The organism is Mesorhizobium sp. CA5 (genome assembly GCF_020165105.1).
Classification (GTDB): Bacteria; Pseudomonadota; Alphaproteobacteria; order Rhizobiales; family Rhizobiaceae; genus Mesorhizobium.
Genome location: NZ_JAIUHJ010000015.1, coordinates 59,564 through 76,870, shown reverse-complemented (window position 1 = coordinate 76,870; position 17,307 = coordinate 59,564). Strand labels below are relative to the sequence as shown.

Here is a 17,307-nt window from a genome sequence, read left to right as displayed (position 1 = left end):
GTTCCGGGAACCCGGCATGGACATCACCTCGACGCGCTTGAACACGCTGATCAATGAGGCGCTCACCCCGCAGGCGGTGCCTTCGCCCAAGGCCGATCCGGCGACGGCGGCTTTAATCAAGACGCTGGTCCAGCCGCCGGTGCCATCAATGGTGCAGGCGGCGCAAATCGCGGCCCAGTCGCTGCAAAACGCGCTGCCGCGCCCTGCAGCTCAGGCATCGCCACGCCTGTCGTCCTCCGAGGCCGAGGACGCTTACCGGGCCGTCATGGAGCCCGATGCCGCCTTAGGCGATGCGCCGGCAAGACCTTCGACGGGCAGGGCGGCGACGGATACCGATCAGGCACCGCGCGGCTTCGCCCCGCCATCGGCAGCGGTCGCCGACAATGCGCCCAGGGCCCCGGTTGCGCCTGCATTGTCCACATTTTCGCCGGCCGTCGTTCCGCCGCGATGCTGGTCGCGGCCAACGCCAACGCGCCGCGGCCGCGCGGTGCCGCAGTCGGTCCGGCTGGTCATGCCCCGCGATCGGAATCCGCGCCGATATCCCTTTGGACGATCTCGGTCGTCACGGCCATCGTCTCGGCGATGACGGCAACGATTATGGTGCTCTTGCTTCGCTGATCGCGCTCAGACGTCGTCCTGAAGGAAAGCTTCGAGCTTATCCGGAGCAAGCCCTGCCTGTTCGGCAATGCGCCTGGCAAGGTCCGCCGCCGCCGCGCGCGGCCGGCCGACCGGGCGGTCCATCCAATAAGATACCGGATTGAGCGCAACGCGATCGTCGACGGCAACGATGCGGCCGGATTGGAGCTGGTCCGCCGTCAGCGGCGGCCGCGCCAGCGCGATGCCCAACCCATGCGCGGCCGCATCGAGCACCAGATTGTAGTCCTCGAAACGCCGGTCCTGCGGACGCGGGCGATAGTCCATGTCCTGCGCCGCGAGCCATGCGCGCCAGGCGGATGCGTCGGAATCGTTGATCAGCGGGAATTTCAGCAGCCGGGCAGGGTCGCCTCGTCCGATCTCCTTCGCCAGCTCCGGCGAGGCGATCGGGAAAATATGCTCCTCGAACAGCTGCACCGAGACGCGGCCCGGAATGCGGCCGCGCCCGCAGCGCACCGAAAGGTCGATGCCTTCGTCGGCGAGATCGGCCTGGCGGTTGTCGACGTCAAGCACGATGCGCAGCTTGGTCGGATGGTTCTCCAGCGCGGCCATGCGCGGCATCAGCCATAGCCCGCTCACCGACGGGATCGAGGCCAGCCGCACCACGGCGGTACCGCGCGGCTCGACCCAGCGATCGGAGTTGAACGAGATCAGCGCGAAGGCCTCGGCGGTCCTCAAATGCAGCCGGTTGCCCTCGATCGTCAGCGTCACGCCACGCGCGTTGCGCTCGAACACTTTCAAGCCAAGCCAGTCCTCCAGCTTGGCGATCTGGCGGCTCACCGCGCCATGGGTGAGGTTGAGCTTTTCAGCCGCCGCGGAAAAACTCCCCATGCGCGCCGCCGCATCGAAGGCGCGCAGGGTTTCAAGCGGCAGTATCTGGTCAGAGCTGTGATCCATGCTCACAGCTGACCCTCGAATTGGTCGTTTGTCAATTGGCCGGCAATGGCGTTCTCTGCATCCATGACGCAGAAAGACGAGGCTACGGCAATGAGCGCTTACACCGGCACGTTGAATGAGGCACAGCGCATGGACACCGCGGCCGCAATCGCGGTGACGCTGACGGTCATCGGCTGGGCTTCGGCTTTCCCGGCGATCCGCGCCGGCCTTGCCGCCTTCCAGCCGCTGGAACTCGGCGCGCTGCGCTTTGCCATCGCGGCGGTTCCGGCCGCCATCTTCCTCGCGGTGAAACGCCCGGCACTGCCCCGGGTGGACGAGCTGTGGCGCTTCGGCTTCGGAGGCGCCATCTTCGTCGCGCTCTACACCGCCATGCTCAATTTCGGCGAGCTGACCGTCTCGGCGGGTGCGGCCGGCTTCATCATCAATGTCAGCCCGATCTTCACCGCCATCATGGCGATGGCGCTGCTCGGCGAGCGCTTCTCGGGGCTTGCCTGGCTGGGCACTGTCATTTCCTTCGCCGGCATCGGCATCATCGCGGTGGCCGACGGGCACGGCCTTCATTTCAACGCCGGCGCGCTGCTGGTGCTGGGCTCCGCGCTCTGCTCCGCCGTGAATACCATTGTGCAGAAGCCGCTCTTTGCCCGTCATCATCCTCTGACGATATCCGCTTCCAACATGGTGCTCGGCGCGCTCTGCCTGTCGCCCTTCCTGCCGGAGGCCCTTTCGCAGGCAGCGGTCGCCGACAGCGCCGGTCTCGGCGCCGTCATCTATCTCGGCATCGTTCCCTCGCTGATCGCCTATGCCGCCTGGGCGACCGCACTGTCCCGCCTGCCTGCCGCGCGCGCCTCGAACTTTCTCTATCTCGTCTCACCGACCTCCGCTCTGATCGGCTTCTTCTGGCTGGGCGAAGTGCCGTCGCTGCTCGGCATCCTCGGCGGCGCGCTGGCGCTGAGCGGCGTGATGGTTGTGAATTTGAAGCGGTAAATCAAGGGTTGCGATCGTTTCCAGACTCAAATTGACAAGTTGCACTCGGTAACCGGGCGCCCCCTGTGATGCGGACGTGAGGCAAGCTATCTGATCCGCCTTTGATGGAGGGGATCGGGATGGGAAGAGGCTTCATTGCCACGGTTTTCTGCCTGCTGATGCTGAGCGGGAAAGCCTTGGCGGGCTGGTACCAGGTGGAAAACTACGAAGGCTCCATCGGACCGAACCCGGTTCACGTCTCCCTGCAGCGCTATGCCAGCTTCGGCAGCGGCATCAGTGTCAAGGGAAGCTATTTCTACGACGCCAGGCAAAGCCCAATCGCGATCTACGGCAAGGCGGAGGGCTCAAAGCTCACGCTGTGCGAGATTGCGGACGACCAGGAATTTCAACGCGTCCTCGTCATGGGGTCGAAAACACCCGTCGACACCACCGGATGTCCTTTCTCTATCGAGATCAGTGAAAGCGGCGCGGCGGGAAGCTGGAGCAAAGGCGTGGACAAATTTCCCGTTACGCTCAGGAAGGTCGCGAGTCTTGACAATACAGGCGACCTGAAGATCGACGGGACCGTCGAAATTCCCTTTTGGGCTGAGACGACCCGCGACAGATTTGCGGGGATTTACACGAAGTCCGACGCCGGCATCTGCATGACGAAAATGCTGGTGATCAACAAGAAGAAAAAGAAGGCCGTTCAGGAGATCGGCTTCGACGATGAGGACTGCAACGCCGGTATGTCGACGACCCCCATTTATATGAACGTGCAAAAATGGGTGGAGGCAGGCAAGGACATCATTTCGGTGGAATTTGGAGGCGGCAAATTCGCAGGCGCGAACGACTATGTTCTCAACCCGAAGACAGGAAAATACCACCTCAAGAAATGATATTTAGCGTATGGCGCCGACCCTTGCTGTTGCAACGAGCCAGGGGACGCTCACCGCCGCCCGAACAGCCTTTCGATATCGGCGAGCTTGAGCTCGATATAGGTCGGGCGGCCATGATTGCAGGTGCCGGAGCCGGGTGTCGCCTCCATCTGGCGCAGCAGCGCGTTCATCTCCTCGGCCTTGAGCAGGCGCCCTGACCGCACCGAGCCGTGGCAGGCCATGGTCGCGGCTATTCTGTCCAGCCGCTCCTTCAGCGTTTCGACCGTGTCGTTGTCGGCGATCTCGTCGGCAAGGTCGCGCACCAGCTGCTGCACATTGGTTTCGCCCAGCATCGACGGCGTCTCGCGCACCGCCACCGCGCCTGGGCCGAAGCGCTCGAGGCCTAGGCCAAATTTGGCGAGCGTCTCGGAATGCATCGCCAGCCGCTCGGCATCCTCTTCCGGCAGGTCAACGATCTCGGGCAGGAGCAGCATCTGCGACGGCACGGCGCGAGAATGCAGCGCATTCTTGAGCGCCTCGTAGACCAGCCGCTCATGCGCGGCATGCTGGTCGACGATGACGAGCGAATCCCTGGTTTGGGCGACGATATAGTTCTCATGCACCTGCGCGCGCGCCGCGCCCAGCACCATGCCGAGCAGCGCTTCGGTCGGCTCGGCCATGCCGGCGCGGACATCGGCACTGGCGAGGGGCCCGGTGTCGAAGGCCGCCTGCTCGTTCTCGGCGAAGCCGTTTCGTGGCACCCGTGCTTCGCCCATGTCGAGCGGCCGCTGCGCCGAGCGCAACGGGTCGAAGCCTCCGGAGGCGGAAGCGTGATAAGCGGCCTCGTAGCTGCGATGGCCGTTGGCCGGGCCGGGATGCGAGTAGGGCGCCGCGCCCGGCCGGAATGCCGCCATCATGCCGGCGGCGCCCGTTGTCGCCGTGCGGATGCCGGCGCCGGCCAGCGCCTCGCGGATGGCGCCGACGATCAGCCCGCGCACCAGGCCGGGATCCCGGAAGCGCACATCGGCCTTGGCGGGATGGACGTTGACGTCGACCGTCGAGGGATCGAGCGACAGGAAGAGCACTGTCACCGCATGCCGATCTCGCGGCAGCACGTCGGCGAAGGCGCCGCGGATCGCGCCGGCGATCAGCTTGTCGCGAACCGGCCGTCCATTGACATAGGCATATTGCTGCAGCGCATTGGCACGCGTGTAGGACGGGATCGAGACGTGGCCGGCAAGGTGAACTCCCTCCCGCGCGGCATCGATGGCAATGGCATTGTCCGGGAAATCCTTGCCCATCACTTGCGCGACGCGGGCAAGCCGGCCCTCCGGCGTGTCGCTGGTTGCGGGCAGTTCCAGCGTCGAGCGGTCGGCGCCGGCCAGCGTGAAGCGGACAGCGGGAAAGGCGATGGCGATACGCTTCACCACGTCGCTGGTGGCCGAGCTTTCGGCGCGCTCGCCCTTCATGAATTTCAGCCTGGCCGGGGTGGCGAAGAAAAGGTCGCGCACCTCGACCGTGGTGCCCCGGTTTGCCGCCGCCGGCTTCACCGCCGAGACGCGCCCGCCGTCGATGCCGATCTCGGCCGCGCTGTCGCCGCCAGCCGTGCGCGAGCGGATCGACAGCCGCGCCACCGAGCCGATCGAAGGCAGCGCCTCGCCGCGGAAGCCGAGCGAACGGATGTCGTGGATGCTGTCGGAAAGCTTGGAGGTGCAGTGGCGCGCGACCGCCAGCGCCAGTTCCTGTTCCGGAATGCCCGAGCCGTCATCGGTGACGCGGATGAGATTGAGCCCGCCGCCGGCGGTGACGATCTCCACGCGCGAGGCTCCTGCGTCGAGCGCATTCTCGACCAACTCCTTCACCACGCTCGCCGGACGCTCGATGACCTCGCCGGCGGCGATCTGGTTGATCATCGTTTCGGAAAGCTGGCGGATGGGCATGAGGCGATTATAGGCGGATTCGACCGGCGTGGGCAAAAGCTGCGCGTATTATGGAGAGGCTAGCGGGACAGCACCCGCCTCTGGCCTGCCGGCCATCTCCCCCGCAAGGGGGGAGATTGGCTGTGTCATCGCCTTGCTCTTCTGCAACGTACGAGATTGGCGAGGGCCTGCGTCAAGTCTGATCTCCCCCCTTGCGGGGGAGATGTCCGGCAGGACAGAGAGGGGTGTGAAGGATCGCTACGACGGCGATTGCCCGACGATGATGCAAATCTAAGCCTGCGCCACCAGCCAGTCCCTGACCCTGCGCGCATTCTCGCTGAGGTCGCGGTTCTTCGGCCAGATGACGTGGAAGCCGATGCCGGTCCGCATCACATGATCGGTCACCGGCACCAGCAGCCCTGATGCGACCAGCCGCTCGACCAGATGCCGCCAGCCGAGCGAGATGCCTTGTCCCTCCATCACCGCCTGGATCACCAGCGCATAATCGTTGATGCGCAACCCGCGCTCCGCATTGCGCAGGCTGGTTCCGGCCGACGCGAACCATTCGTCCCAGTTCGGCGCCTCGCGATAGGGTTCCTCGAGATGGATCAGCCGGTGCGTTGCCAGTTCCTCGACCGTCTTCGGCTTGCCGAATTTGGCGAGGTAGTTCGGCCCCGCGACCGGGAAGATCTCCTCGTCGGAGAGCGACAGCGAGTGGTAGTCCGGCCAGTCGCGCGGCACCCCGCCGCGCACGCCGAGCGGAATCCCTTCGGCGATGATGTCGAGGTCGCGGTCGGCGGTCTGGATGCGCAGGTCGATACCCGGCAGTTCGTCGCGGAACTGCTGCAGGCGCGGCATCATCCAGAACGAGCCGAAAGCCGTCGAGGCGGCCAAAGTCACATGCCCGCCGGTTGCCTGCAGGCGCAGGTCCTCTGCCGACTTGCGGATATGCGACAGGCCGAGCGAGACGTCGGCATGGAAGCGCTCGCCGGCTTCCGTCAGAAGCACCTGGCGATGGCGCCGCTGGAAGAGCTTGGCGCCGAGCTGCTCCTCCAGCCCGCGCACGGCATAAGAAACGGCGGCCTGCGTCATGCCGAGCTCGCGCCCGGCGGCGGTGAAGCTCGACAGCCGGCCGGCGGCTTCGAAGACGATGAGGCTGCCGGCCGAGGGCAGGAGGTGGCGCAGGCTTCGCATAAGGTGAACTTATACAGAAGATCAGGATTTTCCAGCGTCACAGCCATATTTTGCCTCGCTAACGTGAGTGGCGGGAAGAAGGAGCCTCCATGAACGCACCGGCCGTTGAATTGACCGAACAGACCCACCGCCGCGGCGGCGGCCGTCTTGGCCGCAAGGCGCTGAGAAGCGCGCCGATCGCGTCTTTCCCGACCCTTGTGCGCAAGATCCCCGCCTATGAGATCGTGCCCGACGAGGCGGTGGAGCTGATCCACGAGGAATCGCTCAAGATCCTTGAGGAGGTGGGCTGCGAATTCCGCGACGACGGGGCGATAGAGCTCTGGAAAGCGGCCGGCGCCGATGTCAGGCAAACCCGCGTCCGCATCGACCGCGCACTCCTGATGGAACTTGTCTCGAAGGTTCCGCCTGAGTTCACGCTCAACGCGCGCAATCCGGAGCGCACGGTGCGCGTCGGCGGCAAGAACTCGATCTTCGTGCCGATGTATGGCGCTCCCTATATCCGCGACCTCGACAACAAGCGCCGTTACGGCACGCTGGCCGACCTCAACAATTTCCACAAGATGGCCTACATGGCGCCGGCGCTGCATTCCTCGAGCTCGGTCATCTGCGAGCCGATGGAAATCGCCGTGCCGAAGCGGCATCTCCACATCATCCATTCGGCGCTGAAACATTCCGACAAGCCGTTCATGGGCATCGTCACGTCCAAGGAGCGCGCCGAGGACACGATGGCGATGGCTGGCATCGTCTTCGGCGAGGACTTCGTGCGCGACAACCCGGTGCTCGTGGCGATCACCAACTGCAATTCGCCGCTGGTCTGGGACGCCACCATGATCGACGCCATGCGGGTCTATGCGAGCCATAACCAGCCGCTGATCCTGGCGCCTTTCGCGCTATGCGGCGCCTCGACCTCGGCCTCCGCCGTAGGCGCGGTGGCGCAGGTCAATGCCGAGGCGCTCGCCGGCGTGGCGCTCACTCAGCTCATCCGGCCCGGCTCGCCGCAGCTCTACGGCCAATTCATGGTCACAGTCGACATGAAGACCGGCGCGCCGATGGGCGGCACGCCGGAAGCGGCACAGATGATGTATCTGATGGGTGCCCTGGCCAGGAAATACAAGCTGCCCTGGCGCACCTCCGGCTTCCATGTCGGCTCCAAGCTCAACGACGCCCAAGCCGGCTACGAAGCGAACATGCTGATGCATGCCGCGATCCTTTCCGGCGCCAACTACATCTGGCATTCCGCCGGTTGGCTGGAGGCGGGACTCACCTGCGGCTATTCGAAATTCGCCACCGACTGCGAGCAGCTCGTCGGCTGGTACAAATATGCCGGCGGCGTTCCCTTCGACGATTTCAAGGAAGCGATGGCGGCAATCCGCGAGGTCGGTCCGCAAGGGCATTTCCTCGGCACGCAGCACACGCTCGAGCATTTCGAGAGCGCCTTCTTCATGCCCAACATCATGGACTTCAATTCCTTCGAGCAGTGGAGCGCCGAAGGCGCCAAGGATCATGACACGCGCGGCCGAGAAAAGGCGCGCGCCATGCTCGCCGACTACCAGGAGCCGAAGCTCGACGAAGGCATCGCCGAAGGTCTCAGGGATTTGATCGCACGGCGTGAGGAAAAGCTGCCGGACAGCGTTAGTTAATAGACGAAAGTTCAAGCAAAAGGGCAAAAGACCCGCTCAAACCAATGGGAGAAAGAGAATGACACTGTTCAGAAGCAATGGCGACCGGGTTCCGGCCGCTATCGAAGCGATGGCCGAGGAGGCGCGGGCAGGGCGTGTCGACCGGCGCGAATTCCTGGCTCTGGCAAGCGCCTTCGGTGCATCGACGGCTTTCGCCTATGGCATGCTCGGCCTTGCCGCGCCGACCAAGGCTCTAGCCGACGAGCCCAAGAAGGGCGGTACGCTGCATGTCGCGATGTCGGTCAAGGCGCAGAAGGATCCGCGCACCTACGACTGGACGGAGATGGCGAACGTCACCCGCACGTGGCTGGAGCCGCTGGTGCGCTACACGCATCAGTTCACTTTCGAGCCGGTGCTGCTTGAAAGCTGGGACGTCAATGACGACGCCACCGAATACACGCTGCATCTGCGCAAGGGCGTGACCTGGAACAATGGCGATGCCTTCAACGCCGATGATGTGGTTTTCAATCTGAACCGCTGGTGCGAGAAGGGGGCGTCCGGCAATTCCATGGCGGCTCGTGTCGGCGCGCTTATCGATGCCAAGACTGGCAAGGCCAAGGACGGCGCGATCACCAAGGTCGATGACCACACGGTCAAGCTGAAGCTCAACGAAGCCGACATCGCCATCATCCCCGGCCTCACCGACTATCCGGCCCTGGTCGTGCACCGCGACTTCGACAAGGACGGCGCCGACCCGATCAAGAAGCCGATCGGCACCGGAGCTTTCGAGCTGGTGTCCTATTCGGTTGGTCAGAAGGCGGTCGTCAAGCGCCGCGAGAACGGCAAGTGGTGGGGCGGCGAAGCGCCGCTCGACGGCGTGGAGTTCATCGACTACGGCACCGACTTCAACGCCACGCTGAATGCCTTCGATTCCGGCGAGATCGACCTCGACTTCGAAACGCCGGCCGACTACATCGACCCGCTAGACAAGATGGATCTGGTGAAGTCGGAGGTCGCGACGGCGACCACGCTCGTTGCCCGCACCAACATCACGCATAAGCCCTACGACGACAAGCGGGTGCGCAACGCGCTGCAGATGGCGGTCGACAACAACCAGGTGATGCAGCTCGGCTATAATGGCCGCGGCACGGTCGGCGAGAACCACCATGTCGCCCCGATCCATCCCGAATACTACCCGCTGCCCAAGAAGGAGCGCGACGCCGCCGGCGCCAAGAAGCTGATGGCGGAGGCAGGTCAGGCCGATTTCGAGCATGAGCTGATCACGGTCGAGGACGAATGGCAGAAGAACACCGGCGATGCGATTGCCGGCCAGCTGCGCGACGCCGGCATCAAGGTGAAGCGCACGGTGCTGCCCGGCTCGACCTTCTGGAACGACTGGACGAAATATCCTTATTCCATGACCATCTGGTACATGCGCCCGCTCGGCGTGCAGGTGCTGGCGCTCGGCTACCGCACCGGCGAGGCCTGGAACGAGACAGCCTATTCCAACCCGGAGTTCGACGCCAAGCTCAAGGATGCGCTGTCGCAGATCGACGTCGCCAAGCGCAAGGAGGTGATGAAGGATGTCGAGGCGATCCTGCAGGATTCCGGCGTCATCATCCAGCCCTTCTGGCAGAAGCTCTACTGCCACATGAACAAGAAGGTGAAGAACTATTCGATGCACCAGACCTACGAAATGGACTTCCAGAACGTCTGGCTGGATGCCTGAGCGCGACTGGACTTCATGAGCCGCAAAAAAGCCGGTATGCAGGATGCGTGGCAGCGAGCTTGCCGCCACGCACCGAACCTCGGAGATCCTGCATGAAGCCGACAATGCTTGCCGCTGCCATGTCGATAGCCTTGCCCGGCGCCGCGCTTGCCGGGCCGGCTTCCAACACCGTGAAGTTCTTCTACGTGCCGGAGGTGAGGTTCGAGGCGGACGCCAAATACCGCGACCGCTTCACCGAGCCGGTGACCAAGCTGTTCGAAGCCAACGACAAGGCGCAGAAGGAGAAGCCCGACGAGGTATCCTGTATCGACTTCGACCCGGGCCTCGACGCCCAGGATTTCGACCAGAAGACCCTGTCGAAGACGCTGAAGCTCACCGAAGCCGTCAACGGCGACACCGCCGAGGTGACGGCAAGCTTCAATCTTTTCCCGGAAGGCGATGACTCCAAACGCGAAATGGTGTGGTCGCTGAAGAAAGTGGACGGCAAGTGGAAGATCGCCGATATCACCTCCAAGACCAGCGACTGGAAGCTCAGCGCGCTGGAATGCGGCGCCTCGACGGAGTGACGCCGTGCTTCGCTGGTCCGTCCTCGTGCTGTCGAGCTTGTCGATGCTGGCCGCGGGGCTGAGCGGCGGAGCCTCGGCGCAGGCGCTCTTCGGCTCGCCGCCCCCGAACGCGTCTTCAGGCGACAAAGCGCCCGAGATCGACAAGTCGCCGCCAGCGGTCGACAAGTCGCCGCCTGCCGCGGCGCCGGAAATCAAGCCGACCGAACCGGCGCCCGTCGCACCTGTCCTGCCCGGATCGCCGACCGCGGTGGTGAAGCCGTTCTACGAACATGTCGGGTTGGAACTCGACCCTTCTCAGCGCAAGAACTTCATCGATCCGGCGAAAACCGTGCTCGACAAGAGCGATGCGCTACGCGTCTCGGGGCAGGGCGAGTGCCTCGACCCCAACATGGCGCTCGACAATGTAGATTATGACAAGCTCGCCATCGACCGGAGCCTGCGCACCATCGAAGCCGTCAATGGCGACGAGGCCAAGGTGGTCGTCGCCTTCGTCGTCGAAGGCCACCAGCACCGGCTGGAATGGAAGCTGAAGAAGGTCGGCGGCGCCTGGAAGGTCTCCGACCTTCTGTCGGTCACCGGCGAGTGGGCGCTCAGCCAGTATCAGTGCGAATGATAATGGTGATTGAAGATCAGGGCTGGCGTTCCTTCGCGCGCTGTCCCGCCAGCCTTTCGCAACAAATCTCAACCCCTTCCGCGATAGGGCGCAACGCCAGTATCCGGCAGCCAGGCGTCCTTGGGCGGCGCGCCGGTCTGCCAGAAGACGTCGATCGGAATGCCGCCGCGCGGGAACCAGTAGCCGCCCACGCGCAGCCAGAGCGGTTTCGTGGCCTCCACGATGCGGCGGCCGATCATCACGGTGCACTCCTCATGGAAGGCGCCGTGGTTGCGGAACGAGGTCATGAACAATTTCAGCGACTTCGATTCCACCAGCGTCCGGTCAGGCGCGTAGTCGATGACGATGTGGGCGAAATCCGGCTGGCCGGTGACCGGGCACAGCGAGGTGAATTCGGGGCAGGTGAAGCGCACGATCGCCGACGGGCCGTCGCCGCGATTGAACGGCACGGTCTCCAGGACCGCCTGTTCGGGGCTCTGTGGCGTCTCGACGTGCTTGCCGAGCTGGGTGAGGTTTTTGGCGTCGGTCATGGGCGGGCTCCTTGCTCCCGGCCGTTAGAAGCGCAGTTCAATGCGGCGGGCGCGAAACGAAGGTTGAAAGAAGCGTTGCAGTCCTCTCGGGCGCAGCGCGTTTGACCGCTCATTAGCATCGGACCGAAAAGTGCGCAGCGGTTTTCGGATGAATCCGATGCGTGAAATGGAAGCGGGAGCGCTCCGCTCCCGCACAATTTGAAACGGCAGGAAGACAATGACCAGCAACGACCCGCTTCTCCAACCCTATCAGCTCAAGCACCTGACGCTGAAGAACCGGGTGATGTCGACGAGCCATGAGCCGGCCTATTCCGAGGACGGCATGCCGAAGGAGCGCTACCGGCTCTACCATGCCGAGAAAGCCAAGGGCGGCATGGCGCTGACCATGACGGCGGGCTCGGCGATCGTCTCGCGCGACAGTCCGGCTGCCTTCGGCAATCTACATGTCTATGACGACAGGATCGTGCCGTGGTTGGCCGAACTCGCCGATGCTTGCCATGAGCATGACTGCAAGGTGATGATCCAGATCACTCATCTCGGCCGCCGCACCGGCTGGAACAAGGCCGACTGGCTGCCGGTGCTGTCGGCCTCGCCGGTGCGCGAGCCGGCGCACCGCGCGTTCCCGAAGACCATCGAGGAGTGGGATATCGAGCGCATTGTCGCCGACTATGCTTCCGCCGCGCAGCGCTGCCAGGCAGCCGGCCTCGACGGCATCGAGTTCGAATCCTATGGCCATCTGATGGACGGCTTCTGGTCGCCGCTCACCAACCATCGCGACGACGAGTTCGGCGGCTCGCTCGACAACCGGCTGCGCTTCACCGACATGGTGCTCGACGCCGTGCGCGCCGCGGTCGGTAAAGAATTCATCGTCGGCATCCGCATGGTCGCCGACGAGGATGTCGAAAAGGGCATCTCGCAGGAAGTTGGGGTCGAGATCGCCAGGCGCTTGGCCTCATCCGGCAAGGTCGATTTTCTCAACATCATCCGCGGCACGATCGAGACCGATGCGTCGCTGACCAAGGTCATCCCGGTGGCCGGCATGCGATCCTCGCCGCATCTCGATTTCGCCGGTGAGGTGAGGGCGGCGACGAAATTCCCGACCTTCCATGCGGCGCGCATTTCCGATGTCGCAACGGCCCGCCACGCCATCGCCACCGGCAAGCTCGACATGGTCGGCATGACCCGCGCGCATATCGCCGATCCGCATATCGTCCGCAAAGTGATGGAGGGCCGCGAGCACGAGATCCGGCCTTGCGTCGGCGCCACCTATTGTCTCGACCGCATCTATGAAGGCGGCGAGGCGCTGTGCGTCCACAACGCCGCGACCGGCCGCGAGGCGACCATTCCGCACGTCATCGCCAAGAGCGAGGGACCGAAGAAGAAAGTCGTGGTGGTGGGCGCTGGCGCCGGCGGCCTGGAGGCCGCCCGCGTGGCGGCCGAGCGTGGCCATCAGGTGACTGTGCTCGAAGCCTCCAGCCAGGCAGGCGGCCAGGTGAGGCTCGCAACCCAGAACCCGCGCCGCAAGGAACTGATCGGCATCATCGACTGGCGATTGGCCGAGCTCGACCGTCTTGGCGTCGAGATCCGCTACGACACCTGGGCCGAGAAGGATGACGTGCTGGCGTTGGCGCCGGATGTGGTGATCGTGGCGACCGGCGGCATGCCGCAGAACCCGCCGCTGACGGCCGGCGACAATCTTGTCACCTCGAGCTGGGACATCATGGCCGGGAGCGTCAAGCCGGCCGAGAACGTGCTGCTTTACGACGACAATGGCGGCCATCAGGGCATGGGCGCCGCCGAGCTGATCGCCAACAGTGGCTCGAAGCTGGAATTGGTTTCGCCCGAGCGCTTCTTCGCGCCGGAAATGGGCGGCCTGAACCACGTGCCCTATATGCGCGCCTTCCATGAGAAAGGCGTCACCGTCACCATCAACACCCGCCTGCGTTCGGTTCGCCGCGAGGGCAACCAGCTCGTCGCCGAGCTGGCGTCGGACTTCGCCGACGGCTGGCGCGGCGAGCGGCGCATCGACCAGGTGGTGGTCGAGCACGGCACCGCGCCGCTCGACGATCTTTATCTGTCGCTCAGACCTCTGTCGAAGAACGGCGGCGCGGTCGATTATGAGCGGCTGGTGAGCGGCGGCGACATCTTCCCCGCTCGCAATGCCGAAGGCGGCTTCGTGATGTTTCGCATCGGCGACGCTGTCGCCTCGCGCAACATCCACGCCGCCATCTATGACGGGATCCGGTTTGGGATCAGGATCTGAGGGTTGTGACGCGCAACGGACCTTTGCAAGGAGAGCCACCTGCCGCTTTGGTCCGTTGCGCGCCGCGCCCGGTCGGTTTTGCCGGCCGTGCGATTTCAAAACAGCTTGGCAGACGCCATGCAAAACACGGTGATAACCAGCAGCCCGCCGGCAATGCGTTCGCCTCTGGTCATTTTCGCCCGCAGCTGGGTTTGCCTCGCTTGATCTGCGCCGGCCAGCTGTCTGCTGGCGGAGGCGACAAGCGCACCCTGCACGCCGGCGGCGACCAGCGCCGTCAAAATGCCCAGCGCCAGCACCTTCTCCATTGAGCCGAAAGCACCTTCGTGGAAGAAATACCAGAGCAGTATGCCGGTCAGGAACGCCAGGCCGGAGGCGCCGAGCTGCGGTCGGATGAAGCGCTCCGCCTTGATCTCAGGATCGCGGGCAACCGCAATGGTTGTGCCCGCCCAAAACACGCCGGCCATGACATGCAGGCCGATGGTGACGATATAGATATATTGCATGACCGCATTCCTCTCTGCCGCCCGCCGCGCGTCGCAGCCTGTCGACGCCATCAATAAGACAAAGTTAGATATCTAACGGTTAGATGTCAATCATGAAGCCAGGTTTCATGTTTCAATCGCTTTGCTCTACTGTCAGGTCATGACACCGTTTGACCGTCCGCCCGTCGGCATGAATCTCGCCCGCACCTCGAAAGTGGTGGCGCAGGCTTTCGATGCCGCGATGGTTGAGGCCGGCGGCACGCTGCCGGTCTGGGTGACCTTGCTCTCGGTCAAGTCGAAGGAACTGGCGAACCAGCGCGAGCTTGCCGGGATGATCGGTATCCAGGGCGCGACTCTCACCCACCACCTCAACGGCATGGAGGCGCAAGGATTGCTGACGCGCCGCCGCGATCCCGAAAACCGCAGGGTCCATCAGGTGGCGCTGACCGAGGCCGGCGAAGCGCTGTTCGAAAAGTTGCGCCTCGCGGCGGTCGCCTTCGACAAGCGTCTGCGGGCTGGTATCCCCGATGACCAGCTCGCCGAATTCACCGAGGTGCTTGCGGCCCTTAGGCGCAACGCCGAGCCGCCTCAGTCGTAACCGGCTATCGCGCCGAAGGTGTAGCGTCGCCGTACCCTTCATAGGGCGGAGACACTTATGAGGGCTTCGGCCGGCGAGAACCGGAGCGGAGCGTGCTTAACGTACGTGAGCACCGGAAGCGCAGAAGGCCGCTGTTCACGGGCCGGACTCACCCGAATAGCAACTGACCTTAGGCCAAGCTGCCCTGCAGCACCTTCAGCTTCGTCTTCTTCGGGCTACGCGCCAAAAGCCATTCGCGCGCCTTGTCCTGCGGCATCGGGAAGGCGATCGAATAGCCTTGCACCTGGTCGCAGCCGATCGCCATCAGCGAGTCGAGCTCGGCCTCGGTTTCGGCTCCCTCGGCGACGATCGAGATGCCGAGCCCGCGGGCAAGCTCGGTGATGGCGCGCACGATCTTGGAGTTGTCGCCGTTCTCGTTGATGTTCTGGACGAAGCGGCGGTCGATCTTGAGGCGGTCGATCTCGTTGGGGTTGACGTGGCTGAGCGAGGCATAGCCGGTGCCGAAGTCGTCAAGCTCGAGATGCACGCCGGCGGCGCGGATGTGGCGCAGCTTGGCGGCGATCCCGGTCTTCTCGTCGTCGAGGATGACGGATTCCACGATCTCCAGCGCCAGCTTCTGTGGGGGCAGCCCGGCCCGCTCCAGCGTGCCGAACAGGAAGGCGTCGAAATCGAGCTCGCGCAGCTCCGTGCCCGAGACATTGACGGCGATGCGCCCGAAATCGATGCCGGCGCGGTTCCATTCGGCGGCTTCCTCGATCGCTTTGGCGATGACGATGCGGCCGACATCCGGCATGAATCCGCATTTTTCGGCGACGGGAATGAATTCGCCGGGCGAGATCATGCCGCGTGTGGCGTGCTTCCAGCGCACCAGCGCCTCGATGCCGCTGATCTTGCCGCTGGTCAGCGATACCTGCGGCTGGAAATAGACCTCAAAACTCTTGTTGGCGATCGCCGTGCGGATGTCCTGTTCGAGCTGCTTGCGGTAGTCGAGCTCGCGGCGCAGTTCCTCGGAGAAGAAGGAGAAGTTGCCGCCGCCGAGCTTCTTGGCGGAATAGAGCGCGAGATCGGCATGGACGAGCAGGTCCTGCGCGTTGTCGGCGTCGACCGGATAGACGGCGATGCCGGCGCTGGCGCCGGGCATGATGGTCGTGCCCTGGAAGGTGATCGGCTCGTTGATCTCGCCGAGGATGCGCGTGGCCAGCGCATGGATGTCCTCGGTGCTGCCGGCGCCGTTGAGAATCATGACGAACTCGTCGCCGCCGAGCCGCGCGCACAGATCCGACGCGCGGCAGGAATCGCGCATGCGCTGCGCGGTCACCACCAGCACGTAGTCGCCGGCGGCATGGCCAAGCGTGTCGTTGATCTGCTTGAAGCGGTCGAGATCGAGCTGGATCACCGCCAGGCGCTCGCGGCGGCGATGCGCTCCCTTGATCAGCGTATCGAAATGGTCGGTGAGGAAGGTGCGGTTGTGCAGCCCCGTCAGGCCGTCATGCACCGCGATGAAAGCCATCGAATTGCGCGCGTCGACGAGCTCGCGCGTCTTGCGCAGGATGGCGTTGGACATCGGCCGGAAGATGAACAGCGCCACCAGAACGATTACCCCGAGCGTGGCGAAAAACAGCGTGCGGTGCAAGTCGAGGATGTTGCTGGATTTTTCGTCGGCGAAGGCGCTGATGCGCTGGCCGAGCGCGGCATAGCCGGACATGGTGGCGTTGGCGACGGAAGCGTCGAGGCCGACGCGGTCGCCGCCGCCCTTATAGCCGTCGCTCTGCATGCCGAGTTGGGATCCGAAGGACGAGGCCAGTCGCTCTCCGTTGGCCACCAGGCCGACTGAGAAATAGTCGAGATGGAACGGCTTGCTGAACAGCACGTATTCGATCGACCTGGGATCGTTGCGCGCCGGCGACAGCGGATCGGCGCCGGTCTCGGTGAGCAGCCGGTCGTAATTGGTCTCGAACTCGCCCGTCGCTTGCTTGAGCGCAGTGACCAGCGCCGGCTGCTTGTCGCGCGCGGCAGCACCCGTGGCGCTGGCCAGGAAGACGATGCGCTGCGACAGCGCCTTCTGCGTCTGGACGATGTCGAGCAGCGCATCATTGTGCTGTTGCTGCGCCATCAACTGCTGCAGAAGGATGAAGGAGGCGATCACCATGGCGGCGATGATCGTCAGCGCCAGCCAGTAGCCGGTCTTGATGAGCAGGATCAGCTTGCGCGAAACGCTCTGCACTGGCTGCTGCGACATAACTGGGTGACCCCTCCGGTCGACGGATACCTGCCAAGGATTCGTGGCGGGAAAACGATTAACTTGAAAGGGTTAACGGGTCGGCAAGGTGATCGCGGCAGCGCGGAAAAGCTCGCAAGATGGTTATCACGTCCTTTCTCGCACATCTCTTTTTTGATCCTAT

Annotated in this window: 16 protein-coding genes; 9 read left to right on the top strand and 7 right to left on the bottom strand. The window is 64.1% G+C overall.

Translation table 11 applies throughout. The features are described from left to right. Positions 1–16: 16 nt before the first annotated feature. Positions 17–586: a hypothetical protein gene (locus LB529_RS19745; protein ID WP_224712063.1), complete on the top strand. Its 570-nt coding sequence runs from the start codon at positions 17–19 to the stop codon at positions 584–586. Positions 587–624: 38 nt separating this feature from the next. On the opposite strand, the gene LB529_RS19740 is transcribed toward LB529_RS19745, so the two are convergent. After that, positions 625–1,551: a LysR substrate-binding domain-containing protein gene (locus LB529_RS19740; RefSeq protein WP_224712062.1), complete on the bottom strand. Its 927-nt coding sequence runs from the start codon at positions 1,549–1,551 to the stop codon at positions 625–627. A gap of 90 nt (positions 1,552–1,641) precedes the next feature. Between LB529_RS19740 and LB529_RS19735 the strand changes: the two genes are divergently transcribed. Continuing rightward, a complete protein-coding gene (locus tag LB529_RS19735; RefSeq protein WP_224712061.1) occupies positions 1,642–2,535 on the top strand; it encodes a DMT family transporter in 894 nt (297 codons plus the stop codon). 119 nt (positions 2,536–2,654) lie between these two features. Further along, positions 2,655–3,413, top strand: a complete 759-nt coding sequence (locus LB529_RS19730) for a hypothetical protein (RefSeq protein ID WP_224712060.1) — start codon at positions 2,655–2,657, stop codon at positions 3,411–3,413. Positions 3,414–3,463: 50 nt separating this feature from the next. Here the strand turns inward: LB529_RS19730 and mutL are convergent, their stop codons facing one another. Both mutL and LB529_RS19720 read right to left on the bottom strand, forming a co-directional pair. Beyond that, entirely contained in the window at positions 3,464–5,332 is a 1,869-nt protein-coding gene (mutL, locus tag LB529_RS19725) for a DNA mismatch repair endonuclease MutL (RefSeq protein WP_224712059.1), read from the bottom strand. A gap of 270 nt (positions 5,333–5,602) precedes the next feature. Next, entirely contained in the window at positions 5,603–6,505 is a 903-nt protein-coding gene (locus tag LB529_RS19720) for a LysR substrate-binding domain-containing protein (RefSeq protein WP_095767813.1), read from the bottom strand. An 89-nt stretch (positions 6,506–6,594) separates the two neighbouring features. Between LB529_RS19720 and LB529_RS19715 the strand changes: the two genes are divergently transcribed. From LB529_RS19715 to LB529_RS19700, 4 genes are all read left to right on the top strand, one after another. Then, complete coding sequence (locus LB529_RS19715; RefSeq protein ID WP_140840959.1) at positions 6,595–8,145, top strand: trimethylamine methyltransferase family protein; 1,551 nt, start codon at positions 6,595–6,597, stop codon at positions 8,143–8,145. Between the two features lie 58 nt (positions 8,146–8,203). After that, the gene (locus LB529_RS19710; RefSeq protein ID WP_224712058.1) at positions 8,204–9,853 is read left to right on the top strand and encodes an ABC transporter substrate-binding protein; all 1,650 of its coding nucleotides are present in this window, start codon (positions 8,204–8,206) and stop codon (positions 9,851–9,853) included. Between the two features lie 92 nt (positions 9,854–9,945). After that, on the top strand, positions 9,946–10,419 hold the full coding sequence (locus LB529_RS19705) for a DUF3828 domain-containing protein (RefSeq protein ID WP_224712057.1): 474 nt from the start codon (positions 9,946–9,948) through the stop codon (positions 10,417–10,419). A gap of 4 nt (positions 10,420–10,423) precedes the next feature. After that, complete coding sequence (locus LB529_RS19700; RefSeq protein WP_224709353.1) at positions 10,424–11,032, top strand: hypothetical protein; 609 nt, start codon at positions 10,424–10,426, stop codon at positions 11,030–11,032. Positions 11,033–11,100: 68 nt separating this feature from the next. On the opposite strand, the gene queF is transcribed toward LB529_RS19700, so the two are convergent. Next, positions 11,101–11,562, bottom strand: a complete 462-nt coding sequence (gene queF / locus LB529_RS19695) for a preQ(1) synthase (RefSeq protein WP_224712056.1) — start codon at positions 11,560–11,562, stop codon at positions 11,101–11,103. A 24-nt stretch (positions 11,563–11,586) separates the two neighbouring features. Continuing rightward, positions 11,587–11,790 (bottom strand): hypothetical protein, encoded by a 204-nt coding sequence (locus tag LB529_RS19690; RefSeq protein ID WP_140840977.1) that lies wholly within the window; start codon positions 11,788–11,790, stop codon positions 11,587–11,589. Between LB529_RS19690 and LB529_RS19685 the strand changes: the two genes are divergently transcribed. Then, a complete protein-coding gene (locus LB529_RS19685) occupies positions 11,780–13,825 on the top strand; it encodes an FAD-dependent oxidoreductase (protein WP_224712055.1) in 2,046 nt (681 codons plus the stop codon). The two genes, LB529_RS19690 and LB529_RS19685, sit on opposite strands and share 11 nt — an antisense overlap. A 95-nt stretch (positions 13,826–13,920) precedes the next feature. Here LB529_RS19685 and LB529_RS19680 read toward each other — a convergent pair whose 3' ends face one another. Then, positions 13,921–14,328, bottom strand: coding sequence for a hypothetical protein (locus LB529_RS19680; protein WP_224712054.1), 408 nt, complete (start codon positions 14,326–14,328; stop codon positions 13,921–13,923). A gap of 139 nt (positions 14,329–14,467) precedes the next feature. Here LB529_RS19680 and LB529_RS19675 point away from each other — a divergent pair, with 139 nt between their 5' ends. Next, on the top strand, positions 14,468–14,905 hold the full coding sequence (locus LB529_RS19675; protein ID WP_224712053.1) for a MarR family winged helix-turn-helix transcriptional regulator: 438 nt from the start codon (positions 14,468–14,470) through the stop codon (positions 14,903–14,905). Positions 14,906–15,074: 169 nt separating this feature from the next. Here the strand turns inward: LB529_RS19675 and LB529_RS19670 are convergent, their stop codons facing one another. Then, complete coding sequence (locus LB529_RS19670) at positions 15,075–17,144, bottom strand: putative bifunctional diguanylate cyclase/phosphodiesterase (protein ID WP_224712052.1); 2,070 nt, start codon at positions 17,142–17,144, stop codon at positions 15,075–15,077. Positions 17,145–17,307: the final 163 nt, after the last annotated feature.